Genomic DNA, 26,093 nt, shown 5'->3' with positions numbered 1-26,093 from the left:
AATTATGTCTTGGTTTGCCACAAGATTTCCTGCTGTAACCGGCACGGTAATAGTTACTGAATCGCAATTAGCAGGAACTGCACCTATTTCGCAAATTCTATACTCTACATCATAATTCCCTTTTGGCGTGTTTGGCGCAACAGTAATAGTTCCATTTGCATTTAATGTCAATCCTGATGGCAAAGTGCCAACAATATTTATTGCAACTTCTCCAGAGTTATTTCCAATTGCTGCTTGGTTTCCATTTAATCTATCATTTTCTATTAGAGATACTGTTGTTCCACCAATATTTCCATTAATTGGATTAATAGTATCTATTACTGCGTCTATTGTATTTACAACTTTAACTTCTGCAACTGCTGTTTTGCAGTTTGATGGATTTGCATTCTTCTCACAGATTTCATAAGTAATGCTGTAAGTTCCGCTTGGCGTGTTTGCCGCTAGAGTTACGTATCCGTTTGCATCAACGCTTAATGGCCCTGATGAATCTGCTGTAACAACTGTATTCCCAGAGGTAACAAATGCCCCGTCTAAAGTGTCGTTTGTTTTTACATTTCCGATAGTTGCCGATGTTGATCCTGAAGATTTTGTTCCGAAATCGTCTTTTACGGCAACTAAACCGTTTACAACTTTAACTTCCACAACTGCTGTTTTGCAGTTTGAAGGATTTGCATTCTTCTCACAGATTTCATAAGTAATGCTGTAAGTTCCGCTTGGCGTGTTTGCAGCAAGAGTTACGTCTCCATTTGCATCAACGCTTAATGGCTCTGATGAATCTGCTGTAACAACTGTATTTCCAGAAGTAACAAATGCTCCGTCCAAAGTGTCGTTTGTTTTTACATTTCCGATTGTTGCAGCTGCAGATCCTGAAGATTTTGTTCCAAAATCATCATCATTAGCGCATAAGATTGATTTTATAACAAAACTTACATCACCAGAAGAACATCCATTAGAAGATACAGAAATAGTATAACTTCCTGCAGGTGCTGTAATTGTACCTGCATTATTTGTAACTCCAGTTGAAGGAGTTATTGTGTAATTATAAGTTGAATTGTAATTATTAATAGTAAAGCTTCCCTTCGCATCTAAACATGTTGGCTGTGTAATAGCACTTAATACTGCCGTAGATGGCGTCGAATTCACCGTAACCGATACCGAAGTTCTTGAACTCTCGCATCCGTTTGAGGTCTGGCTTACGTAATACGTTCCCGTTGCAAGCGTTTCTGTTCCTGCATACAGAGTCCCTCCCGTGCTGGCGCTGTACCATTTATATGATGCTCCTGATGGAGACAGATCGCTTACTTTTTTATTGTCTGATGAACAGAACGTTTGAGCTGAAGCTGTCGGTGCTGATGGTATAGCATTTACCGTAACCGATACCGAAGTTCTTGAACTCTCGCATCCGTTTGAAGTCTGGCTTACGTAATATGTTCCTGTTGCAAGCGTTTCTGTTCCTGTATACAGAGTCCCGCCCGTGCTGGCGCTGTACCATTTATATGATGCTCCTGATGGAGACAGATCGCTTACTTTTTTATTGTCTGATGAACAGAACGTTTGAGCTGAAGCTGTCGGTGCAGTTGGTGTCGCATTTACCGTAACCGATACCGAAGTTCTTGAACTCTCGCATCCGTTTGAGGTCTGGCTTATGTAATATGTTCCTGTTGCAAGCGTTTCTGTTCCTGCATACAGAGTCCCGCCCGTGCTAGCACTGTACCATTTATATGATGCTCCTGATGGAGACAGGTCGCTTACTTTTTTATTGTCTGATGAACAGAACGTTTGAGCTGAAGCTGTCGGTGCTGATGGTATAGCATTTACCGTAACAGTTGTTGCTGTTGAAAATACACTATAACATCCCGAAGCATTAGATACTTTAACACTATAATTTCCTGAAGCTGAAACAATAATAGATTGAGTTGTTGCTCCTGTTGACCATAAATAACTACTTCCTCCTGTAGAAGTCAAAGTTACATTACCTCCTTGACAGAAAGTTGTTGCTCCATCTGCTGAAATTGAAGGCGCTGCTGGTGTAGGATTTACAGTAACAGATACTAAAAGTCTTGTGCTTTCACAGTTATTAATAGTTTGACTTACATAATAATTACCTGATGTCAAAATCTCATTTCCTGAATACTGTGTTCCTCCTGCGCTTGAATCATACCATTTTAAGTTAGATCCTGTTGCAACTAAATCTTTTACTGTTTTATTTTCTGATAAACAGAAAGTCTGCGTTGATGCTGAAGGTGCAACTGGAGTTTGATTTACAGTCACATTTACAGCTGTTCTTAAACTTTCGCATCCATTTGCTGCCTGACTTACATAATAAGTTCCTGTAGCAAGTATCTCATTTCCTGAATACAAAGTACCACCTGTACTGGCACTATACCATTTATATACTGCTCCTGATGGAGACAGATCGCCTACTTTTTTTAATTCTCCAGAACAAAAAATTTGAGCAGAAGCTGTAGGGGCAGCGGTATTATTTACCGTTACAGAGACTATAGTTCTTGCGCTCTCTCCACAGTCATTTGTTTGACTTACATAATAGTTCCCTGATGATAAAGTTTCAGTTCCCGCATATAAACTACCTCCTGTAGCAGCACTAAACCATTTATAAGCTGCTCCTGAAGGTGTTAAATCACTCACTTTTTTATTATCATTTACACAAAATGTTTGAGAAGAAACCGCTGGTGCAGATGGCGTCGTATTTATCGTAACAGTAACCTTTGTTCTTCCACTTTCTCCGCAACTATTTGCTGTCTGGCTTACATAATAGTCTCCATTAGTTAGAGCTTGAGATAATGAAAGCGCAGTGCCTCCTGAAGATACATTATACCATTTTAAACTTGTACCTGTCGCTTGTAAATTATTAACTGTACTATTATCTGCAGTACAAAATGATTGTGACGCAGCTGCGACTGGAGCTGAAGATTTAGAATTTACAGTTACACGTATTTTAATTCTTAAGCTTTCGCATCCATTTAAAGTTTGACTTGCATAATAATCTGTTTTATCAGTCAATGCAAGATTTGATGCTAATACAGTATTGCTACTATTACTGCTATACCATTTTATATTATTTCCTGTTGCAACCAAATCCCCAACAGTTTTATTTTCTGAAGAACAAAACGTTTGATCAGAAGCTGTAGGTGCTGGAGAAAAATTAACTGTAACAGGGGCTGAGCTATTACTAACGCAACCAGAACTATTTACTATTTGAAGAGTATATGTTCCATCAGTTGTAACCGTTATACTTTGTGTAGTAGCCCCAGTTGACCATAAATAAGAGTTTCCATTATATGAAGCCGCAGTATTCTCTGCCTTTAAAACTGTAGAAGCTGAAGTTACACACAATGTTGCGTTTCCATTAATTTTTGGAGTTAATGGTTGCGGATTAATTGTCACCACAACTGGCTTTACAAATGTACATCCATCAGCAGAAACTGCTTTAATGTAATAAGTCCCAGAAGTAGTAACAGCACTCGGCGAAGGTAATGCTGATGTTGCTCCTGAGTTTGTCCAATAAGAAAGTGTCAGATTTGAAGAGCTCCCTGCTGTGACGGCAGAAGCTGTTAAATTTACAGTCGAAGGCGCACAAACTGAAGCAGGATTTGTTATAACTAAATTCGCAGACTTTGGATTTACCGCGGCACTCGCAAAGTTGTTTGCTGTATTGGTATCTACTCCATTTGGTAATGAAGCGGTATTGGTATAATTTCCTGAAGCATTTACTATAGCAACAATCTTTAATGTCATTGAAGATTGAGCCTCTACATCACCAATAGTCCAAATCCCCGTTGTTGAATCGTAAACTCCAACTGATGGTGTTGAGCTTACATAAGTATAACCAGAAGGAAGCAAATCGTTTACTGAGATTCCAGAAACATTATTTCCTCCCAAATTACTAACTTTAACTGTAAACTCTACATTAGAGCCAATACAAGGCGTCGCAATATCAACTGTTTTAGTAATTCCTAAATCGGTACACAAAATTACTGAGGCTGTTTTAGAAGGAGTTTGAGCTCCACATGCCAATGTATAAGACACTGAATAATTACCTGTCTTTGTTGCAATATATGTAGAAGAATTAGCTCCACTAATTGCTGTTCCATTATAATACCATTGATAAGGATCATAACCTGTTTGCGTTGTTAATCTGGCAGAATTGTTTGTACACCCACCTCCTTCAATATAAGTTAAGGTAGGATCGTCTGGCAGAGATGCAAAAGTCGAGAAAAAACCAGCCATAGAGAAACCTCCTGCTTGTTGCACGATAGAAACCGTAAGTTTAGCTTTACTCTCAATAGAAAGAACTTCAGGTCTCCCTATTTGTTCACTATTAAAATTTATTATATACCAGCCTGTCGAACCAATCTGATAACGAGCTCCAACTCCAGATATACTTGTAGTTTTCACGCCATTGATCGTAACATCCTCAGCAGAACTTCTTAATAAAATATATCCAAAATAGTCTAAGTTTTCTAATTTATAGTTTTTAAATTTTGATGTTTCTACAAACTCTGAACCACCACATTCTGATACTGGTGCAATTGTCGAAATATCAACTTCACAATTTTGTGCTGTACCTGAATAAACTGCCACTCTTTTATCCGCAATAATTCTTGATGCAGTAAAACTTGTATTTTTTACACCATTTATAAAAGTGTGGAAGGATCCTGCCGATGCTAAATTTATAGTTGTTCTATTTACTAAAACTCCTGTAGTTGAATAACTCTCTACTGTAATATTAGTATTGTCTTTTGTTGCCACAACCGTAGTTTGTTCAGCAGTGTCATTACCAGTTCCTCTTTCAAGAAAATATTCAGTTCCCAAAACAGATTCGGGAGGTATTTGATTGTAAGCGCCATCTCCACAGCCACCAGGTACATCTATAGCTGCTGATGTATTCATGACTGTTGGATTAGATGATTCGACTAATGTTCCGATAGGAGCTTTAAACAAATAACTCTGCCCTTGATTTAATGTAGCTTTAACCTCGTTGTTAATTTTTATAGTAGTGTTATTAGCAGTAGCCATAATACTATATATTGGTCTTTGATCGCCTAAATTGCTAAAAGTTCCCAATGATCCATCTCTATAATAACCTACTCTAAATCTTATTCCAAGCCCAGCATCTCCAAAACTTGTTAAAGCTGCGTTTCCTTTAATATTGGCATCCCTATTTTCGTCATTACTATAATCATCTGAAGCAATATTTCTCAAGTTTACGGCTGTAGGCCCAGTGCTTGTTACAATTAGCCCTGCTCCATTAAGAACAGTATTCAAAGCATTCATTGGAAGATCTCTTGCTAAAAGTGAAAATCTATATACTGCTGGACTTCCTTTTTTAGCTGTTAAATTTGTTACTACTGTTCCGTCACTTTTTGCAACTGTAATATTAACATTTGAAATCGAATTTGTAGAAATTACAATTTCATTTGCTTTACTAAAATATTGCCACGGAGCAGGAGCAATGTAATGCTTAGTATAAAACTGAGCTGAAGCACTCTGTACGGTTAATAATAAAAAAACAATAAGAAAAATTAGTCTAGAAAATCCAGACTTACAAAAAGTAGAGTTACGCATAGACAACTTGAGTTTGTGGAACAGAAATTTTGGGCGCTAAAAAACGGATGATCGTTTTTTGCATCTTGATGAGATACGTGAAAAAATATAAAATGGATTTAAAAAAACTTAGAATAGTTTTTTCAAGACTTACATATAAAAAAGGCATTATGTAGACCATTGTCATATAGTAAAATAAAGACTAAAAAAGTCTCTTTGGTTTTAAATTAAGTAGATTTGGAAAGTGCGAAAGTATATCGAGGAATGAAATCGCACCTCATTATTCCGACAAAGTGCACATAAACTCGTCAAACAACAGCTTTTAACAATTGTTCACCGCTTGAAAACCAAAATTCTCTAAATATTTGACAATGAAAGGACTGAAATTTCTTAAATAATTACGATAATCCATAATTCTTACAGAATTTATTGACAAATAAGTAATTAAACGTAAGAAAGAAAAAAAAAACGAAAAACAAAGTGCATTCTCAACGAAAACATTGAAAATCAACAACATAATAAAACTCTAAATAGCAAGTGCTATTGTAAAAATTTAATATTACGTTTTAAACCATCAAACTTGGTTCTTTTGATAGGAGAATTTTTAAAGACTGTTCGAAAAGTTTCCTCTGTAATCTCTAACCAGTCTTTTTTTGTAAAAGAAAGCAAGTCTGGATTCGGATTAAACAAAGGCTCTGAGTGTGGTTTTGAAAATCGATTCCAAGGGCAAACATCTTGGCAGGTATCACAGCCAAACATCCATTCATCAAATTTTCCTTTCATTTCTTCGGGAAGGTTTTCTTTTAATTCGATGGTGTAATAAGAAATGCATTTACTTCCATCAACAATGTAGGGAGCTACAATTGCCTGTGTGGGACAGGCATCAATACAAGCTGTGCAAGTACCGCAGTGATCTGTTACAGCATGATCGTATTCTAATTCTAAATCAATAATAAGTTCAGCAATGAAGTAAAAAGAACCCACTTTTTGAGTAATTAAATTACTATTTTTTCCAATCCAACCCAAACCACTTTTCGCCGCCCAAGCTTTATCTAAAACAGGTGCCGAATCGACAAAAGCGCGACCAGAAACTTCACCTATATTTTCTTGAATAGAATGAAGAAGTTCTTTCAGCTTATCTTTAATTACAAAATGATAGTCTTGTCCGTACGCATACTTTGAGATTTTATAACTTTCACTATTTTGTGTTGAATCTGGATAATAATTCAGCAAAAGCGATACAACACTTTTGCCATCGTCAACCAATAAAGTAGGATCCAAACGTTTATCAAAATGGTTCTCCATATAAGTCATCTGACCATTCCGATTATTCTTTAACCAATTTTCAAGTCGCGGCGCTTCATCCTCCAAAAAACCAGCTTTAGAAATACCGCAAGAAAGAAAACCAAGTCTTTTGGCCTCTTCTTTTATAAATTTCGAATATTTCTCTTTAGAATTAATCATTATCTCTCAGAAAAAACAACTTCAATACTAACAGGTTTTAAGGTAATTAACGGATTAAACTTGACCGTATTTTCTACTGAAACGATTTTATACTTTTTAACTATATAAGAAATCGCTAAACACATTTCATAAATAGCGAAACCAGCCCCAATACACATTCTTGGCCCTGCTCCGAAAGGATAAAAATATTGCATAGAATGTTTTTTCTGCTCCCCTAAAAAACGATCTGGATTGAATTGATCTGGATTATCCCAATATTTCGGATTTCTATGTAACTCGTAAAAAGAAACACCAATTAAAGTATCTTTTTTGATATTAAATTTTCCTAAAACATCATCTTCAACATTTTCTCGGTCTGTAATCCAAGCAGGCGGATACAAACGCATTGATTCATTCAAAACCGCATTTATATATGTCATTTTTTGGAGCTGTTCTACAACATTCTCACTTTCCGATTCAACTTTAAGAATTTCTTCAAATACCTTTTGTTGTACATCTAAATGACTTCCGAGTAACTGCAATGTAAAAGTCAAAGCATTAGCAGTTGTTTCATGGCCAGCTATAAAGAGAATTTTTATTTCATCTATTAACTGCTCAATAGACATACCCTCACCTGAATCTTCATAACGAGTTTCCAACAGCATGTTCAGTAAATCATTAACTTCATTTTGAGAAGCAACTCTTTCTTCTATAATACCTCTAATGATTGCATTGTTTTCCTCTGCCAATTGAAGATGCTTTTTTACCTGGCCACTAATCGAAAACCACCATACTTTATGTGGCAATCTAATTTCTTTAATTAGAAAATTCTGAACTGCCTCAATAATATATTTTATCCTATCTAACTTTTCCTCTTCAATAGAAAATTGAAATAATGATTTAGCTACAACATTAAATGCCACTTCACTCATCATAGGAAAAAGATCAACTTCTTTATCTATAACAATTTCTTTTAGTTCAGAAACAATAGTTAGTTTCATGTTTTCAACCAACTGATTCATTTTTTGTTTATGAAAAGCAGGCTGAATAAGTCTTCTTTGTTTAAGCCAAAATTCTCCATCAACCGTTAAAAGACCTTTTCCTAAATACTTAGAGAGATAAACAGACTGGAATTTAGACTTATAATAATTCTTTTGATTTTTTTGAAGTATATATTGAGCAACATCATTATCTCTTGATAAAATAATGTGCCGTGATTTTCCAATTCGTATAGAAAAAGAGTCTCCAAAACGTTCAAAATATTTTTCATGATACGGTATCGGATTTCTTCGAACTCCCTCGGCATCAACAAAAAATCTAAAAATAGAAAGTTTTGGCGGATAGCTATATTTTTTACTTATAGACATTTCTATTCGTATTAAAACAACTCCCCTTGATTATTTATATTTATTTTACCAAGATGCTTATAAGCCTTATCCGTAACTTCTCTTCCTCGAGGTGTTCTCATGATAAATCCTTCTTGAATTAAAAAAGGTTCATATACTTCCTCGATAGTTTCACTACTTTCACTTACAGCTGTTGCTAGTGTTGAAAGACCAACAGGACCACCTTTAAATTTATTAATAATCGTTAGCAGTATCTTATTATCCATTTCATCTAGACCATGAGCATCAACATTTAAGGCTTTTAATGCATATCTAGAAATTTCTATATCAATTCTTCCATTTCCTTTAATTTGTGCGAAATCACGAACTCGTCTCAATAATGCATTTGCAATACGAGGAGTTCCACGGCTTCTTCCTGCAATTTCAATTGCAGCTTCTAAGTCAATAGGCATTTTTAGAATAGATGCACTTCTTTCAACAATTGTTGTCAAAAGTTCTGTAGTATAATATTGCAAACGCGAAGATATACCAAAACGGGCACGCATTGGTGCCGTTAATAATCCTGATCGCGTTGTTGCTCCAATCAAAGTAAAAGGATTCAAATTAATCTGAACCGTTCTCGCATTTGGTCCGGATTCAATCATAATATCAATTTTGAAATCTTCCATTGCAGAGTACAAGTACTCTTCGACAACAGGACTTAACCTGTGAATTTCATCAATGAACAAAACATCTCTTTCGTCAAGGTTTGTTAGCAAACCAGCCAAATCACCTGGCTTGTCTAGTACTGGACCAGAAGTAATTTTAATGCCAACTTGCAATTCATTTGCCAATATATTTGCCAAAGTTGTTTTTCCTAAACCAGGAGGGCCATGAAAAAGTGCATGATCAAGGGCTTCACCACGTTGATTAGCTGCGGCAACAAAGACTTTTAAATTTTCCAAAACTTGATCTTGTCCAGCAAAATCATCAAATGACAGCGGACGCAATCTTTTCTCAAGATCTAACTCTTCTGAGTTATATCCTTTAGTAGTAGGATCTAGATTTTCATTCATCCCACAAAGATATATAAACTAATCAGTTTGTAAAACAGTTAATCTGAACGATTAAAATTTTAACTATACAAAAAAGGCTGTCATTTCTGACAGCCTTTAATTATCTTTTAGTGGTGTAAAACTTCTTCACCTTCTTTCATCGGTACATTTTGAGGAACAAAATCTACATCGTGATTAGGGTTACTGTAGTCATACGGCCAACGATATACGTGAGGAATTTCTCCTGGCCAGTTACCGTGGATATGTTCAACTGGCGTTGTCCACTCTAAAGTCGTAGATTTCCAAGGATTTTGAACTGCTTTCTTACCGTAGAAAATACTGCTAAAGAAGTTGTATAAGAATACTAACTGGAACGCACCTCCTACAAGAGCAAATGTTGTAATTAAAACATTCACATTTTGTAAATCATCAAATAACGGGAAGTTAGTATTTGTATAGTAACGTCTTGGTAAACCAGCTAACCCGATGAAGTGCATTGGGAAGAAAACTCCATAAGCACAAACTGCAGTTACCCAGAAGTGAATATAACCTAAGTTTTTGTTTAACATTCTTCCGTACATTTTAGGGAACCAATGGTAAATACCCGCAAACATTCCGTAAAGTGCAGAGATACCCATTACTAAGTGAAAGTGAGCAATTACGAAGTATGTATCGTGAACGTTAATATCTAGTGTACTATCACCTAAAATGATCCCTGTTAAACCTCCAGTGATGAAAGTAGAAACCATTCCGATAGAGAATAACATTGCAGGGTTAAACTGTAAGTTACCTTTCCATAAAGTTGTAATCCAGTTAAACGCTTTTACAGCAGATGGAATTGCAATCAATAAAGTTGTAAAAGTAAATACAGATCCTAAGAAAGGATTCATACCTGAAATAAACATGTGGTGACCCCAAACAATAGTTGACAAGAATGCAATTGCAAGAACTGACATAATCATCGCTCTGTAACCGAAAATTGGTTTACGAGCATTTGTAGCCATAATTTCTGAAACAAGTCCCATCGCTGGTAAGATTACGATGTAAACCTCAGGGTGACCTAAGAACCAGAATAAGTGCTCAAACAATACTGGAGAACCTCCTTGGTAGTGTAAAACCTCTCCTGCAATATAGATATCAGATAAGAAGAATGAAGTACCAAAACTTCTATCAAAAATCAATAATAAAGCTGCAGATAATAAAACTGGAAACGAAATAACACCAATGATAGCTGTTACGAAAAATGTCCAGATTGTAAGAGGAAGTCTAGTCATAGACATTCCTTTAGTTCTTAAGTTAAGTACAGTAACAATGTAATTTAAAGATCCCATCAAAGAAGATGCGATGAAAATAGCCATAGATACCAACCATAATGTCATACCTGTTCCTGATCCTGGAATTGCTTGTGGCAATGCACTTAAAGGAGGGTAAATTGTCCATCCCGCAGATGCTGGTCCTGCTTCAACAAATAATGAACATAACATTACAACCGCAGATAAGAAAAACAACCAGTATGAAATCATATTCATAAATCCAGATGCCATATCTCGTGCTCCAATTTGAAGCGGAATCAATAAGTTACTAAACGTCCCACTTAAACCTGCCGTCAGTACAAAGAATACCATGATGGTACCGTGAATTGTAACTAAAGCCAGATAAATATCATTTGCCATTACACCATCAGGTGCAAATTTATCTCCTAATAAAACATTAAATATTTTGAAAGACTCTTCTGGCCACGCTAATTGCATTCTAAAAAGCAAGGACATTGCAATCCCAATTACTCCCATAACAATACCAGTAATCAAGTATTGTTTAGCAATCATTTTGTGATCAATACTAAAAATATATTTAGTAATGAACGTGTCTTTATGATGATGTTCGTGCTCGTGATCGTGTCCGTGATCGTGACCGTGCGCTTCTGCTGACATATATTTGTACTTTAAATTTTCTTAATAATATTATTTCATCGCAACTTTAGCTACAGCCGCTTTAACAGTATCAACAACAGTTTTAACAGTGTCAATTACTTTTGCAGCAGTATCTGTAGTTGGTGCAGCTCCTTCAGCTGGTTTTTCAGCAGCTTTTGCAGCTTTAATATCCTGAGCTAAAGTAGTTTTTTCACTTAACCATTTTTTGTAATCTTCAGGCGTATCAACTACAACTTTCATCTGCATGTTATAGTGAGAAGCTCCACAGATTTTATTACATAATAATAAATAATCAAATGTATAAGGATCTAAAGCTGTACCTCCTTTTGCAACTAACTCAGTACTTTTTTCAGCTCTAAGTTTATTAATGTGTGCTACTTTCTCAACCATAAATGGTAACTCTCTGTACTCTGAAGTTGTATAAGTTGGAACAAAAGCAAATTCAGTGACCATACCAGGAACACAGTTCATTTGTGCTCTAAAGTGAGGGAAGTAAGCAGAGTGCAATACATCCTGAGAACGCATTTTAAAGTGAACTTTTTTACCTTTAGGAATATGCAATTCTGAAACTACGATATCGTCTTGAGCATTTGGATCTGACATATCAACTCCTAATGTATTCACTCCTTCGATTAAACGTACATTCGCTTTTCCTAGCACATTATCTTGTCCAGCATATCTTGCTGTCCATTTAAACTGTTGAGCATATAATTCAATTTCGATTACATCTTCATCTTTGTCAACAAACATGATGTTATTCCAAGCATATAATCCGTAAAGAATTAAACAAGCTAAAACAACAGATGGTATAATACTCCAGATTGCTTCTAATTTATTACTATCAGCAAAAAACAATGCTTTTCTATCTTTGTTTCCTCTATTTTTGAAAGAAAACCAGTAAAGCAAACCTTGTGTAATAACTTGAACTGTAAAGATTAAAACCCAAGTAATATTCATTAAATTATCTACTAAAAGCCCATGCTCAGAAGCAGGAGTATGAAGTGCCAAATTACCCCATTTTAGTAAACCATAAATAGTAAATATATAAATGAAAGCCAAAAAGCCAAACATAATATATCCCTGAATATTATTATCATTATCAGATGCAACTTGAGAATCATCCGAAGAAGTTCCTACCTGCGTAAGATCAAATATCTTCGTCAATTGCCATAATGCAACCGCTAATAAAACTAAAACTATAATTACCAACAAACTTGTCATCTGTTTACTTCTTTAAATATTAATAATGAAAATGTTTACTTTCTTCGATGAAAGGATTTCTTTTTGCAAGCAAAGGAGATTTAGTTAATGCAGTAAATACAACAAATATAAATAGACCTAAGAAGAAAAGAATCGATGCAATTTCAGGAACTCCAATAAACCATTTGTCTCCTACAGTACCAGGCATAATCATATTAAAGAAATCAACATAATGACCTAACAATATTACAATACCAGCCATAACAACAACCCAATTAAGGCGTTTAAAGTCAGTATTGATTAATATTAATAATGGGAAAACAAAGTTCATAACAACCGCTCCAAAGAAAGGAAGGTTATATAATTGAATTCTTGTTACAAAATAAGTTACCTCTTCTGGAATGTTAGCGTACCAAATCAACATAAATTGAGAGAACCATAAATAAGTCCAGAATACACTAATACCAAACATGAACTTAGCTAAATCATGGATATGACTTGTATTTACATACTCTAAATATCCTTTAGATTTTAAATAAATTGTTACTAATGCAATAGTTGTAATACCACTTACGAAGAAAGAAGCAAATACATACCAAGCAAACAATGTACTAAACCAGTGCGGGTCAAATGACATAATCCAATCCCAAGCCATAATAGACTCAGATACAATGAAGAATACTAAGAATCCTGCAGAAGCTTTGAAGTTCTTTTTGTAGTAAAGATCATCATTTGCTTCATCTTGCTCCAAGCAGTTCTTTCTTGAATAGTAACGGTATAAGTTCCATCCCAGTAAAAAGATAGCTGCTCTTACAATCCAAAAAGGAAAGTTTAAATAGCCAGATTTTCCAGCAATAATTGCATCATAGTTAGCGTTTTTAGGATCTGTTACACCTTCACCTAACCAAACAAAGATATGGTTAAAGTGTAATCCGCATAAAACTAAGATGATAAAGAAGATAACAGAACCAGCTGGTAAATAAGCTGTGATACCTTGCATAACTCTAAACAAAACTGGAGACCAACCTGCTTGAGCAACTTGTTGGATAGCATAGAAAGCTAAAACCCCCATTGAAAGTAGTAAAAAGAAAATACAAGCTACATATACAGCAGACCAAGGCTTATTTTGCAATTGGTGTAATACGTGCTCTAAATGTTTTTCGTGCTCATTTGCACCAGAAACTTCAGCATGTGCAGCTCCTTTGTGAGCGTCATGTCCAGCTTCAGCAGCTTCATGATGACCTGCTTCTTTGTGAGATGCCTCCGCTTTTTCTTCATGTGCAGCACCATGTGAACCATGTTCATCTGCAGCTAGTATTTTTTCAACTTCTTGAATATCTTTTGGTGCACTTAAAAAACCATACCCAATTCCTAATAAACCAACGGCCATTAAGATGATAGAAAAAGTTTTTAATTTACTTGAAAATGTATACATATCTATTACGATCAGTTTGTTCAACAATTATAATTGGCTTCTTAGTTTCAGAACATAGTCAGCAACTAACCAACGTTCGTGAGCACTTAATTGATTTGCATGTGAACCCATTGCATTTAAACCATAAGTCTCAACATGAAAGATACTTCCTTCTGTGATCTCTCTGTCTTTATAGCTAGGTACTCCAAGAAATTTCTCTCTTTCAACCAATTTACCTTTACCATTACCAGCAGCACCATGGCAGCTAATACAGTAAATTTCAAAAAGCTCTTTACCTTTCCCAGAATTTCTTTCCTCTTCAGTTAAAGGTGATTTTAAATTAGCTTTTGCTAATTCATAACCAGCAGTTGAATTTTCATATTCATAAGGTTCAAAACCTCTATTGATAGTTCCTGCAACAGGAAGCTGTCCTTCTTTTCCTCCCTTAAATATTTTTGCTTCTGAATATGGCTCGTAAGCAACAGACTCATACATATTTGGGAAATACTGATAGTTCGGTGCCGAATTATTGTGGCAAGATGAAACTAAAATAGTTATACCAACTAAAAGTGTTATTTTATATATCCTTTTCATAGCTACAATTAATTCTTTTCTATTACTTTAACTTCAACAGCTCCAGTTCCTTCGAAGAAAGAAACTAACTCAGCTTCGTTATCATTTACAGCAACCTCCATTAAAAAGTGGTCATCAGTTGTTCTTACATCTGGGTTTTCAGCTTCTTTAAAAGGCCATAATCTACTTCTCATGTAAAAAGTAATTACCATTAAGTGAGCCGCAAAGAATACAGTCATCTCAAACATAATTGGCACAAAAGATGGCATATTCTGGATGAAGCTAAAACTTGGTTTACCTCCAATATCCTGCGGCCAGTCGTGAATCATGATGTATCCCATCATAGTTGTTGCAACAGAAATACCAACACATCCATATAAAAAAGCACATATTGCTAATCTTGTTGGTGCTAATCCCATGGCTTTATCCAATCCGTGAACCGGAAATGGAGTAAAAACCTCTTCAATATGATGATGAGCAGCTCTAGTTTTCTTTACTGCACTCATCAAAACGTCATCGTCATTATAAATGGCGTATATAACTTTATTACTCATGATGTGAATCTTTACTGTTTGCTCTTTCTCTAATGTAATTATCTCCTGTTCCTTTCAAAATTGTTTTAACCTCTGCCTGAGCAATTACAGGGAATGTTCTAGAGTATAATAAAAACAACACGAAGAAGAAACCAATTGTTCCAATGAAAATTCCAATATCAACAAATGTTGGTGAAAACATTGTCCAAGAAGATGGAAGGTAATCTCTATGTAAAGAAGTAACAATAATTACGAATCTTTCAAACCACATACCGATGTTTACTACAATCGAAATGATGAATGAGAACATGATACTAGTTCTTAATTTTTTGAACCACATGAACTGAGGAGAGAACACGTTACATGTCATCATTGACCAATATGCCCACCAGTAAGGTCCAGTAGCTCTGTTTAAGAATGCATATTGCTCATATTCTACACCTGAATACCAAGCTACGAATAACTCAGTGATGTAAGCCACACCTACAATAGATCCAGTAATCATGATAATGATATTCATTAATTCGATATGCTGTAATGTGATGTAAGCTTCAAGATTAGATACTTTTCTCATAACGATCAACAATGTATTTACCATCGCGAATCCAGAGAAAACCGCTCCTGCCACGAAGTATGGAGGGAAAATTGTTGTATGCCATCCAGGAATTACAGAAGTAGCAAAGTCCATAGATACAATTGTGTGTACAGAAAGTACAAGTGGAGTAGCTAAACCAGCTAATACTAAAGATACTTCTTCAAAACGTTGCCAGTCTTTTGCTCTACCGCTCCATCCAAAACTTAAGATAGAATAAACTCTTTTGTTAAAAGGAGTAATAGCTCTATCACGAAGCATTGCAAAGTCAGGTAATAAACCAGTCCACCAGAAAACTAATGATACCGAAAGATACGTTGAAATCGCGAATACGTCCCAAAGTAAAGGTGAGTTAAAGTTTACCCATAAAGATCCAAATTGGTTTGGAATAGGTAATACCCAGTATGCTAACCATGGACGTCCCATGTGAATGATTGGGAAAAGACCCGCTTGTACTACTGAGAAAATAGTCATTGCTTCAGCAGAACGGTTGATGGCCATTCTCCAACGTTGACGGAAAAGTAATAATACCGCAGAAATTAATGTTCCGGCGTGACCAATACCAACCCACCAAACGAAGTTAGTAATATCCCAAGCCCAGCCAACTGTTTTATTTAATCCCCATGTTCCGATACCGGTAGATACGGTGTAAATTATACAACCTAACCCCCAAAGGAAGGCTATTAATGCGATTGAAAATACAATCCACCATTGCTTGTTTGCAGGCCCCTCAACAGGTGCAGCTACATCTACAGTTACATCGTGATAAGATTTATCACCTATAACTAAAGGTTTTCTAATGGGTGCTTCGTAGTGAGACGACATAATCCTTTATATTGTTTCTTAATTAATAATTTTACTAAGTATTTCTAACTTTAACATGGTAAACCACATTAGGTTTTGTACCTACATGCTCTAATAAGTGGTATGATCTTTCGTCAGCAGCTAATTTAGCAACTTTACTTTCTTTATCATTTACATCACCAAATATCATCGCTCCTGAAGAACAAGCACTAGAACAAGCTGTTTGGAATTCACCATCTCTAACTGGACGGCCTTCGTTTTTAGCTTTTAATTTAGTAGCTTGTGTCATTTGGATACACATAGAACATTTCTCCATAACACCACGAGAACGTACGTTAACGTCAGGATTTAATACCATACGGCCTAAATCATCGTTCATATGATAATCGAACTCGCTGTTTTTGTTGTATAAGAACCAGTTAAAACGACGTACTTTATATGGACAGTTGTTTGCACAGTAACGAGTACCAACACATCTGTTGTAAGCCATATGGTTTTGACCTTCACGACCGTGAGAAGTCGCTGCAACAGGACAAACTGTTTCACAAGGTGCGTGGTTACAGTGTTGACACATTACAGGTTGGAATGCAACTTGTGGATTATCTCCTGCTTTTTCCATTTCATTAAATGTAGATAATGAACTAGATAAACCTGCAATTCCTTCTTTTCTTTCGTTATCACCTTCAAAAGTGCTTTCAGAAGAATAATATCTATCGATACGTAACCAATGCATATCACGGCTTCTTCTTACCTCTGCTTTACCAACAACTGGAACGTTGTTTTCTGCGTGACAAGCAATAACACAAGCTCCACATCCAGTACAAGCATTTAAGTCAATTGAAAGGTTGAAGTGGTGACCAGTTGTACGATCAAATGATTCCCAAAGATCTACAGTAGTAGCCTCAACTTCTTGGTGATCTAAAGATACCATTGGCTTTTCATTCCAATGTTCAGCATCTTTAGTATTGAATATTTCTAAAGTAGTTTCTTTAATAATATCTCCTCTACCCATTAAAGTTTTCTGACCTTGAACACAAGCAAACTCATGTACTCCTCCAGCTTTTACAATAGATACAGATTGAACATTATTGAAACCTTTATATAAAGCGTAAGCATTTAAACCTACTTGCATTTCTTCTTTAAGAGCTGCTTTACGTCCGTAACCAAGAGCTAGACCCAAAGTACCAACTGCTTGACCTGGTTGAACGATAACTGGAACATTTTCCAATTTAGCTCCATCAACAGTAATTGTAGCGTAGCTACCGTTTAAACCTCCGTTTGCAACAATTTCATTTGATAAACCAAGTTTTTTAGCATCTGCATTAGAAACTGTAACGTAGTTATCCCAAGAAACTCTTGTAATTGGATCTGGAAACTCTTGTAACCAAGGGTTGTTAGCATGTTGTCCATCTCCTAGTCCTGTTTTAGTATATAATACTAATTCAAACTCACCAGCAGATTTAGATTTTGCAACAGCATTTGCAGCTGTAGCAGCGTCAATAGCACCTCCAGATAATGCCGTAGCACCAAGAACAGCTACACCATCATGTAATACTTTATTCCAAGAAGCACCTGCAGTATAAGCTCCAGAATTTGCTTTCAAGTAGTCATAATAAGTACCAGCAGTACCGTTTACAGACAATAAAACATCTTGAAATTGTTTTGTATTGAAAATAGGACGGATTGTAGGCTGAGTTAAGCTATATGTTCCGCTTGTAAGCTCAAGATCTCCCCAAGACTCTAAATAGTGAGGAGCTGGCGCAGCAATTGAAACAATTGATGCAGTTTCATCTTCTTTTAATGAAAAAGCAACTGATGTTTTAACTTTTTTCAATCCAGAAACAAAAGAAGCTGAATCAGCTAAAGTGTAAACAGGATTAACTCCGCTCATAATTAAAGTATGAACACTTCCAGCATTCAAATCTTTAATTAGCTGTGCAACGACAGCATTAGAACCTTTTCTAATTTGTCTTGCTCCAGCAGTACTAAAAGCTTCACTAGCCAATACTTGATTGATAGCTAAAACTAATAATTGAGCATTTTTATCTTCAATTCCAGATACTAAAACACCTTTTGAACCAGCAGCTTTAAGCTGTTGCGCAGCTTTTACTACTTCAGTTTTAAAGTTTCCTTCTAAAGCTACAGGAATAGAAGCACCTACAATAATATTATAAATTTGAACTAAAGCTTGCTTTTGAGCAGCTACAGTCATTGGAACACGCTTATCAGCAGCAGCTCCAGACAATGTCATGTTTGATTCAAACTGGAAGTGACGAGACATTTTTCCGTTTTGTGGAATACGTCCTTGAGCATATCCAGCATCATATCCTCCACCTTGCCAATCTCCTAAGAAATCAGCACCAACAGATACAATTAAAGAAGCTTTTGAAAAATCATAATCAACTAAAGCTCTTTGACCATAAACAGCCTCAAAAGCATCTAAAGCTTCAGATGAAGAAACTGCATCATATACAACGTGCTTAGCGTTTGGATTTTTTGCAATAAACTCACCAATTAATTTTTCTGTAGATGGACTTGCTAAAGTATTAGTTAATAATACTACTTGACCACCTTTAGCTTTAGCATCTGCTAAACTTGATTTGATTTTCAAATCTACAGCTGACCAAGAAGAATTTTTACCATCTACTTTTGGCTCTTTCAAACGAGCACTGTCATACAAACCTAAGATAGAGGCATGAATTCTAGCATTCGCAGAAAATTTAGCTCCTGCAATTGTATTGTTTTCAATTTTAATTGGACGACCTTCACGAGTTTTAACCAAAAGATTAGCAAAATCAAATCCATCAAAAACTGTAGTTGCATAATAATCTGCAACACCAGGGATGATTTGCTCTGGTTGTAATACATAAGGGATAGACTTGTGAACAGGACCTTCGCAAGCAGCTAATGTTACAGCCGCTGTACTAAACCCTACGTACTTTAAAAAGTCACGACGTGAAGTTCCTGATGTAGCTAAAGCTTCTGCATTACCTAAAAACTCATCAGTAGGAATTTCTTCAACAAATTCGTTATTTCTAAGCGCCTCAACAATAGAGCTATTTTCTAGCTCCTCAACACTTTTCCAGTATTTTTTGTTTGATGACATTGTATATATATATTAAAATCTTAATAAATCGATTAATAGTGGCATTTACCACATTCTAAACCTCCCATTTGCGCTGCAGTTAATTTCTCTACACCGTATTTTTTAGAAAGTTCAGCATGAATTTTGTCATAGTAAGCGTTACCTTCCATCTTAACATCAGTTTTTCTATGGCAATCAACACACCATCCCATTGTTAATTTAGAGTATTGCTTCATGATTTCAAATTCCTGTACTGGCCCATGACAAGTTTGACATTCAATACCTGCAACAGAAACGTGTTGAGAGTGGTTGAAGTAAACGAAGTCAGGTAAGTTGTGAATACGAACCCATTTTACAGGCATTGTTTTTCCAGTATAAGCTTGCTTAGTCTTATCCCATCCAACAGCATCATATAATTTTTGGATTTGAGCATCGTAAAACGCTTTGCTGTACTCAGGTGTAGCAGTAGTTTCAGCAACCTCTGAAATGTTTTTATGACAGTTCATACAAACATTTAAAGAAGGTATACCAGCTGTTTTACTTACACGCGCAGCAGAGTGGCAATATTTACAATTGATTTCGTTATCACCAGCGTGAATTTTGTGAGAGTAGTGAATTGGCTGAATTGGTTCATAATTCTGATCTACACCTACTTGCATTAAGTATCCGTAAACAAAATAACCACTAGCCAAAAGCAAGAAAATTGCAGTTACCAAAACCAAGAATTGATTTTTAGCGAAAGCTTTCCAGATTGGAAGTCTTTCTTCTTTTGGAGCAACCTCAATACCGTTTTTATTAGCAACTTTAGTTAAAACCTTGTTTACCATAAACAACATCACAACCAAAATAGCCATTACAAGAGCTAGAGCTCCTAAAATAATGTTATTCGAAATAGCACCATCTTGAACATTTGTTCCAGGAGGAGTCGCAGCACCTCCTACAGCAGCAGCAGGCTCAGCCTTAGGCTCAGAAGTATAAGCTATAATATTATCAATATCTCCTTCAGACAATTGAGGAAATGAAGTCATAACAGCTTTGTTATTTTCCTCAAAAAGTTTAACAGCAACAGCATCACCTGACTTAATCATGTCAGAACTGTTATGCACCCACTTGTAAATCCAAGCCATATCATGCTTAGAAGCAACTCCCCTTAATGCAGGACCAGTTGATTTAGCATCTAATTTGTGACATGCAGCGCAATTTGCATTAAAAAGTTCTTTCCCTTTTACTGGATCACCGCCTCCTGCAGCTGGAGCAGCCGCAGCAGCCTCAGGCGCCGCCGGAGCAGCAGCATCTTGAGCAAATGAAGTTAGGGAGAAAATTAACGTTAGCGATAAGCCAAACAGCAATTTTCTTGAGATCGAATTATGGTTACCCACCTTTTTCATATAGTATAAATAATTGTCTACTAATTTTTGGTATGATTTTTTCTGTATTAAATCCAGCAAAAACCTATACCCTCTTTTAAAACTTGCACAAAAATACGACTTATGAACTATTCTCAAAACCTTAAAATAGTCTTAATTATCAATTTATATCAATTCTAAATAATATTAAAATTTCACACTCAAACTTTAAATAGTATTTTTGCATAAAAACCATCACATTATGAGAATTTTAAGTCCTTCAAAAAGCCTTTTATTAACAATTACAACGATTGCTTTCGCACACAATATTAATGCTCAAGACCAAAATTTAACACTGAAGCAAGATCCTAAATTTGAGCAATTACTAAATGAGAAACGCAAAATTAACACGTCAATAAATACAAACGACACTTATAGAATCCAAATCTTTAGCGGCAAAAGTGATGAAGCCAAAAAAACCTTATCTGATTTCAAAAGAGAAAATTCAGATATTGACGGAACAATTATTTTCAGCACTCCAAATTACAAAGTAATTGTTGGAAATTTTAAAACCAGAATAGAAGCCGAAAGAAATTTAGCCGAAATCAAAAAAAGATACAAAAGCGTTTTCTTGCTTAAACCTGGAAAATGATTCATGTAGAAACAAAAAAAGCGAGATTTTTATATCTCGCTTTTTTTGCTTCTATTTCAGAATTATAACTTTTAAATCTAATTTATCACTTTGATCCCGCTCGCTAAAAAACGTATTTCTTCTTTTGGCATTTTAATCGCATCTATTTCTGCCTTTGTTTTCTTAGCATCTTTCGCATAATGCTTAAGCTCTTCAACCGAAGTTACTTTCTTTTCAGCATTTCCTTCTAAAACTACATTTTTACCTTTTAATGCAGTAGGCACAAAAAAAGCGTAATCTTTCATTTTCACAAAGAAAGATGCTCCATCTTCCGTTTTAAGAGTTATCCAGCATCCTCTTTTCTCACAAACATCAGTTACTTCACCTTTTACTGCAATCGCTTCTAGCTTTTTAGCATTGCTTAATTCGCCTTCAAGCTTGTCAACTGAAATCGCCTTATTTAAAACAACTTCTGAAACATCAGCTCCATAATAATCGCCCACTAAAGCATTCCCTGTTGGCGGAGCAGGTTTTTCAACACTCTCTTGCGAAAAAGATACTGTTGAAAAACTTATAAAAAACAAGGTCGCATATATTAAAACTCTTTTCATCTGTACATCATTTATATCCAAAAATAATATTAAAATTTGAAATACGTCACCAAATTCACAACGACTTCACTTTAGGAGTTCGAATCTAAAATCTGTTGTATCTCTTTTCCAACACTATTCCAATCAGTCAAAAAAGCTGAATTAGTCCACAGGCAATCAACAGCCGCCTGCCCCATAACCCTCCCCATCCTTACATCACTATCCCAATGCGCATTACAAACAACACGACTTTCGCCAAAATCATATCCGCGCTTTAAAATCTCCTTCTCTTTCTCTGGAAAAAGCTTGATCAAAACCAATGACCATGCCCAACCAACTGCAGCATGACCCGAAGGAAACGACCCTACTTTATACAATATATTTTCCTGATCTGGAGTGCATGTTTTTTGATTATTAACCATAAACGGTCGCTCGCGCTTATAATGATTTTTTGCAGCATAAGTAGACAATCCCGCATCTGTCATAACCCTTCGCATCAATACATAAAGCTTAGGGGTATTTGACTCACTAATTGCTATACCTATAATTGGCTCAAATAACTTAACTGCAAAAGGAAAAGACAAATCTGCATCTCTTGCTGCTTGTAAAAAACGCTCATCATCTTTAGACTCCAGAGCCTTTCTTGCATGCTCTAGATCTGATTCAAAAAGATTTGAGTCGTTTGCTGGAGGCGGTGATAACAAAAGAAGACTGTTTGGCATTTCTGCTTCAGACAAATATCCTTCTAACAAGGCAGGCATTATTTCTCTTAACTGCTGAACATTTGTAAAATTACTAACAGGATTCTCCGATTTAAAACTCCTGCCAAAAATTGCGTTCACAATATGATTTATCCTTATCCTCATATCAGTACAAATATTTTTATTCAACAATATTCTTTCACATGCATTTAATATTAAAAAAGAAAATTCCTGCACAAAGAAACAAATAACCTACTAACCGAACTGTTGCCAAATCTTTCATTTAGGTTTCATATTATAAAATGAAACACATTTATAAAAATTATTCTCATGACCGCAGAATCACTATACATAAAACCAAAACAAAAAAAGTCCCAACTTTCATTGGGACTTTTAAATATATCAATTGAATTTTATTTCAATTTCTTTTTGATTGCTACTTCATGGTAAGCTTCGATAACGTCATTAATTTCGATATCATTAAATCCTTTTATTTGGATACCACAATCGTAACCTTTAGTTACTTCTTTCACATCGTCTTTGAAACGTTTCAAGGCAACTAACTCTCCTGTATGAACAACAACGCCATCTCTAATAACTCTAATTTTAGAAGTTCTCAAGATTTTACCATCAGTTACCATACATCCAGCAATTGAACCCACTTTAGAAATTTTGAAAATCTCACGAATTTCAGCATTACCTAAAACTTCTTCTTTCATTTCTGGCGCTAACATTCCTTCCATCGCATCTTTCAAGTCATCGATTGCCGCATAAATAATAGAATAGTAACGGATATCAATTTCTTCTTTATCTGCAAGCTGTCTAGCATTTCCTGCAGGACGAACGTTAAATCCGATGATGATTGCATCTGAAGCAGAAGCCAAGTTAACATCTGTTTCTGTAATCGCCCCAACACCTTTATGGATAATATTGATTTGAACTTCTTCTGTCGAAAGTTTAGAGAACGAGTCTGATAATGCTTCAACAGAACCATCCACGTCTCCTTTAAGAATTACATTCAATTCTTTAAACTGACCAAGAGCGATACGACGTCCAATTTCATCAAGCGTAATATGTCTTTGAGTACGTACAGATTGTTCACGCATTAATTGAGAACGTTTAGATGCAATTTGTTTTGCTTCTTTTTCATCTTCAAATACATTAAACTTATCACCCGCTGTTGGAGCTCCATCTAAACCTAAAACAGATACCGGAGTCGAAGGACCAGCACTTAAAATAGTATGTCCTCTTTCATCATGCATTGCTTTAACTTTACCATGGTGTTTACCAGCCAACATATAATCTCCAATTTTCAAAGTACCTTGCTGTACTAAAATCGTAGACACATATCCTTTTCCTTTATCTAAGTAAGCCTCAACAACAGTCCCTTGAGCTGCTTTATTTGGATTTGCTTTTAGATCTAAAATCTCTGCTTCTAATAAAACTTTCTCCAATAATTCTTTAACCCCTGTTCCGACTTTTGCAGAAATATCGTGTGACTGAATTTTTCCACCCCAATCTTCAACAAGTAAATTCATACCAGCCAAACGCTCTTTAATTTTATCAACATTCGCGTTTGGTTTATCAATTTTATTGATTGCAAATATAATTGGCACTCCCGCAGCTTGTGCGTGAGAAATTGCCTCTTTTGTTTGTGGCATGATATCATCATCCGCCGCAACTACGATAATAGCAATATCTGTAACTTGAGCTCCACGCGCACGCATCGCTGTAAACGCCTCGTGACCCGGAGTATCTAAAAATGCTATTTTTTGTCCGTTATCTAAAGTAACTCCATACGCTCCAATGTGCTGAGTAATACCTCCTGACTCACCAGCAATTACATTTTCTTTACGAATATAATCCAGCAAAGATGTCTTACCGTGGTCAACATGACCCATTACTGTCACAATTGGCGCTCTTGTTACTAAATCTTCTTCTCTATCTTCTACAACTTCTATAGCTTCTTCAATATCTACTGTAATGAATTCAACATCATAACCAAATTCATCTGCTACAATAGTTAATGTTTCAGCATCTAGACGTTGGTTCATGGTTACCATGATACCAAGAGACATACAAGTTCCAATTACTTTAGTAATCGGCACATCCATCATGATTGCAATTTCACCTACAGTAACGAACTCTGTAACTTTAATCGTTTTACTTCCTTCGTCAAGAGCTCTTTGCTCATCATCAGATTTCTGACGGTGTGTTTCTCTTTTATCTCTTCTATATTTTGCCGCTTTAGATTTTCCTCCTTTACCTTGAAGTTTTTCAAGAGTTTCTCTAATTTGGTTTTTTACTTCTTCTTCTGTTGGCTCAACTTTAGCAACAATTGCAGGACGGTTTCCTTTTACAAAACCAGGTCTTTGACTTCTGTTAGCATTAAAACCTCCACCATTATTACCTTGAGCAGGTTTATTTGGATTTGGAGTTCCAGGCGCATTACCCGTCGCAGGTTTTGGCGCACCAGGCGTACCCGGTTTTGGACCAATTCTTTTACGCTTGTTTTTATTTGCGTTATTATTATTGCCAACTCCAGGAGCTCCAGGTTTATTCTGAGCCGCTTTAGGATCTTCTTTCTTTTTCTTAGGTTTATTAAATTGAGATAAATCAATTGTCTGACCTGTAAGAGTCGTTCCAGTAAGCTTTTGATATTGAGTCGTAATAGTTTCCTCTGAAGTTGTTGGATCAGTAGACACGATAGGCTCCTGCGCAACTTTAGATTCTGCTTTAACTTCTTTTTTCTCAGTAATAATAGGTTCTTCTTTTTTAGTTTCAGAAACAGGAGTTGAAACAACTGGTTCAGATTTTACTGTTTCATTTTGAACAGGTTTTTCTGGCTGCACAGGCGCAGCAACAACTTTTGGTTCTTCAACCTTAGCTGCTTCCTCAGAAGGAGTAATCGCAGGTTTTTTTGGATTTAAGTCAATTTTACCAACTTGTACAGGCCCGGAAACGACTGCTCTTGCTTTAATTATTTCTTGCTGTTTTTGACGCTCTTCTTCTTGTCTGCGTTTGTCTTCAATTTCTTTCTCACGCTCTACACGTAATGCTTCTTTTTCCTTTCTTTTTTCTTCTCCAACCTCTTTAGAAGCCTCCTTGTTCCCCTTATCGCCCGCAAATTGGCTTTGAAGGATATTAAATTCGCTATCAGAAATTTTTGCATTTGGATTTGCATCAATAGCAATTCCCTTATCTTTTAGATAATCTACAGCTCTTTCTAACGAAATATTTAATTCCCTTAAAACCTTGTTTATTCTTATTACTCTCTCTTCAGACATATAACCTTTTTATTATTA

General features: G+C 35.7%; 16 protein-coding genes. 1 reads left to right on the top strand and 15 read right to left on the bottom strand.

Annotated elements, in window-relative coordinates; all coding sequences use genetic code 11:
• The 12 genes from DMA14_RS19745 to DMA14_RS19685 all read right to left on the bottom strand — a co-directional run.
• Positions 1-5,586 (bottom strand): Ig-like domain-containing protein (locus DMA14_RS19745; protein ID WP_157957740.1); only part of this gene is annotated, 5,586 nt, incomplete at its 3' end.
• A 519-nt stretch (positions 5,587-6,105) separates the two neighbouring features.
• Entirely contained in the window at positions 6,106-7,029 is a 924-nt protein-coding gene (queG, locus tag DMA14_RS19735; RefSeq protein ID WP_111426230.1) for a tRNA epoxyqueuosine(34) reductase QueG, read from the bottom strand.
• Positions 7,029-8,375, bottom strand: coding sequence for a cytochrome P450 (locus DMA14_RS19730; protein WP_111426229.1), 1,347 nt, complete (start codon positions 8,373-8,375; stop codon positions 7,029-7,031). Before DMA14_RS19730 ends, queG begins: the two co-directional genes overlap by 1 nt.
• Before the next feature lie 11 nt (positions 8,376-8,386).
• On the bottom strand, positions 8,387-9,409 hold the full coding sequence (ruvB, locus tag DMA14_RS19725) for a Holliday junction branch migration DNA helicase RuvB (RefSeq protein ID WP_111426228.1): 1,023 nt from the start codon (positions 9,407-9,409) through the stop codon (positions 8,387-8,389).
• A gap of 107 nt (positions 9,410-9,516) precedes the next feature.
• Positions 9,517-11,319, bottom strand: a complete 1,803-nt coding sequence (locus tag DMA14_RS19720; protein WP_111368034.1) for a cytochrome c oxidase subunit I — start codon at positions 11,317-11,319, stop codon at positions 9,517-9,519.
• Between the two features lie 30 nt (positions 11,320-11,349).
• Positions 11,350-12,540: a cytochrome c oxidase subunit II gene (locus DMA14_RS19715; protein WP_111426227.1), complete on the bottom strand. Its 1,191-nt coding sequence runs from the start codon at positions 12,538-12,540 to the stop codon at positions 11,350-11,352.
• 19 nt (positions 12,541-12,559) lie between these two features.
• Positions 12,560-13,954: a cation-translocating P-type ATPase gene (locus tag DMA14_RS19710; protein WP_111368074.1), complete on the bottom strand. Its 1,395-nt coding sequence runs from the start codon at positions 13,952-13,954 to the stop codon at positions 12,560-12,562.
• Between the two features lie 27 nt (positions 13,955-13,981).
• Complete coding sequence (locus tag DMA14_RS19705; RefSeq protein WP_111426226.1) at positions 13,982-14,527, bottom strand: c-type cytochrome; 546 nt, start codon at positions 14,525-14,527, stop codon at positions 13,982-13,984.
• A gap of 8 nt (positions 14,528-14,535) precedes the next feature.
• Positions 14,536-15,060, bottom strand: a complete 525-nt coding sequence (locus DMA14_RS19700; protein ID WP_111379238.1) for a DUF3341 domain-containing protein — start codon at positions 15,058-15,060, stop codon at positions 14,536-14,538.
• Positions 15,053-16,456 carry an NrfD/PsrC family molybdoenzyme membrane anchor subunit gene (gene nrfD / locus DMA14_RS19695; protein ID WP_008466839.1) on the bottom strand — a complete coding sequence of 468 codons (1,404 nt, stop codon included), beginning with the start codon at positions 16,454-16,456 and terminating at the stop codon, positions 15,053-15,055. Before nrfD ends, DMA14_RS19700 begins: the two co-directional genes overlap by 8 nt.
• Before the next feature lie 34 nt (positions 16,457-16,490).
• The gene (locus tag DMA14_RS19690; RefSeq protein WP_111426225.1) at positions 16,491-19,541 is read right to left on the bottom strand and encodes a TAT-variant-translocated molybdopterin oxidoreductase; all 3,051 of its coding nucleotides are present in this window, start codon (positions 19,539-19,541) and stop codon (positions 16,491-16,493) included.
• Positions 19,542-19,573: 32 nt separating this feature from the next.
• Complete coding sequence (locus DMA14_RS19685; RefSeq protein ID WP_111426253.1) at positions 19,574-20,908, bottom strand: c-type cytochrome; 1,335 nt, start codon at positions 20,906-20,908, stop codon at positions 19,574-19,576.
• A 220-nt stretch (positions 20,909-21,128) separates the two neighbouring features.
• Between DMA14_RS19685 and DMA14_RS19680 the strand changes: the two genes are divergently transcribed.
• The gene (locus tag DMA14_RS19680; RefSeq protein WP_111426224.1) at positions 21,129-21,518 is read left to right on the top strand and encodes an SPOR domain-containing protein; all 390 of its coding nucleotides are present in this window, start codon (positions 21,129-21,131) and stop codon (positions 21,516-21,518) included.
• A gap of 77 nt (positions 21,519-21,595) precedes the next feature.
• Here DMA14_RS19680 and DMA14_RS19675 read toward each other — a convergent pair whose 3' ends face one another.
• The 3 genes from DMA14_RS19675 to infB form a co-directional block, all read right to left on the bottom strand.
• Entirely contained in the window at positions 21,596-22,108 is a 513-nt protein-coding gene (locus tag DMA14_RS19675; protein WP_111426223.1) for a DUF4920 domain-containing protein, read from the bottom strand.
• 71 nt (positions 22,109-22,179) lie between these two features.
• The gene (locus DMA14_RS19670; RefSeq protein WP_238990010.1) at positions 22,180-22,977 is read right to left on the bottom strand and encodes an acid phosphatase; all 798 of its coding nucleotides are present in this window, start codon (positions 22,975-22,977) and stop codon (positions 22,180-22,182) included.
• Positions 22,978-23,201: 224 nt separating this feature from the next.
• Complete coding sequence (infB, locus tag DMA14_RS19665) at positions 23,202-26,075, bottom strand: translation initiation factor IF-2 (protein WP_111426221.1); 2,874 nt, start codon at positions 26,073-26,075, stop codon at positions 23,202-23,204.
• Positions 26,076-26,093 lie beyond the last annotated feature (18 nt).

This window comes from Flavobacterium sharifuzzamanii (genome assembly GCF_003254585.1).
GTDB lineage: Bacteria > Bacteroidota > Bacteroidia > Flavobacteriales > Flavobacteriaceae > Flavobacterium > Flavobacterium sharifuzzamanii.
The sequence above is the reverse complement of the archived record's forward strand: the minus strand, read 5'-3'. Positions and strand labels throughout refer to the sequence as shown.

Coding starts and splice junctions, on each gene's coding strand:
- nrfD (WP_008466839.1), bottom strand. CDS start 16,456: ATGTCGTCTCACTACGAAGCACCCATTAGAAAACCTTTAGTTATAGGT.
- DMA14_RS19690 (WP_111426225.1), bottom strand. CDS start 19,541: ATGTCATCAAACAAAAAATACTGGAAAAGTGTTGAGGAGCTAGAAAAT.
- DMA14_RS19675 (WP_111426223.1), bottom strand. CDS start 22,108: ATGAAAAGAGTTTTAATATATGCGACCTTGTTTTTTATAAGTTTTTCA.
- queG (WP_111426230.1), bottom strand. CDS start 7,029: ATGATTAATTCTAAAGAGAAATATTCGAAATTTATAAAAGAAGAGGCC.
- DMA14_RS19705 (WP_111426226.1), bottom strand. CDS start 14,527: ATGAAAAGGATATATAAAATAACACTTTTAGTTGGTATAACTATTTTA.
- DMA14_RS19700 (WP_111379238.1), bottom strand. CDS start 15,060: ATGAGTAATAAAGTTATATACGCCATTTATAATGACGATGACGTTTTG.
- DMA14_RS19680 (WP_111426224.1), top strand. CDS start 21,129: ATGAGAATTTTAAGTCCTTCAAAAAGCCTTTTATTAACAATTACAACG.
- DMA14_RS19720 (WP_111368034.1), bottom strand. CDS start 11,319: ATGTCAGCAGAAGCGCACGGTCACGATCACGGACACGATCACGAGCAC.
- ruvB (WP_111426228.1), bottom strand. CDS start 9,409: ATGAATGAAAATCTAGATCCTACTACTAAAGGATATAACTCAGAAGAG.
- DMA14_RS19715 (WP_111426227.1), bottom strand. CDS start 12,540: ATGACAAGTTTGTTGGTAATTATAGTTTTAGTTTTATTAGCGGTTGCA.
- infB (WP_111426221.1), bottom strand. CDS start 26,075: ATGTCTGAAGAGAGAGTAATAAGAATAAACAAGGTTTTAAGGGAATTA.
- DMA14_RS19730 (WP_111426229.1), bottom strand. CDS start 8,375: ATGTCTATAAGTAAAAAATATAGCTATCCGCCAAAACTTTCTATTTTT.
- DMA14_RS19685 (WP_111426253.1), bottom strand. CDS start 20,908: ATGAAAAAGGTGGGTAACCATAATTCGATCTCAAGAAAATTGCTGTTT.
- DMA14_RS19710 (WP_111368074.1), bottom strand. CDS start 13,954: ATGTATACATTTTCAAGTAAATTAAAAACTTTTTCTATCATCTTAATG.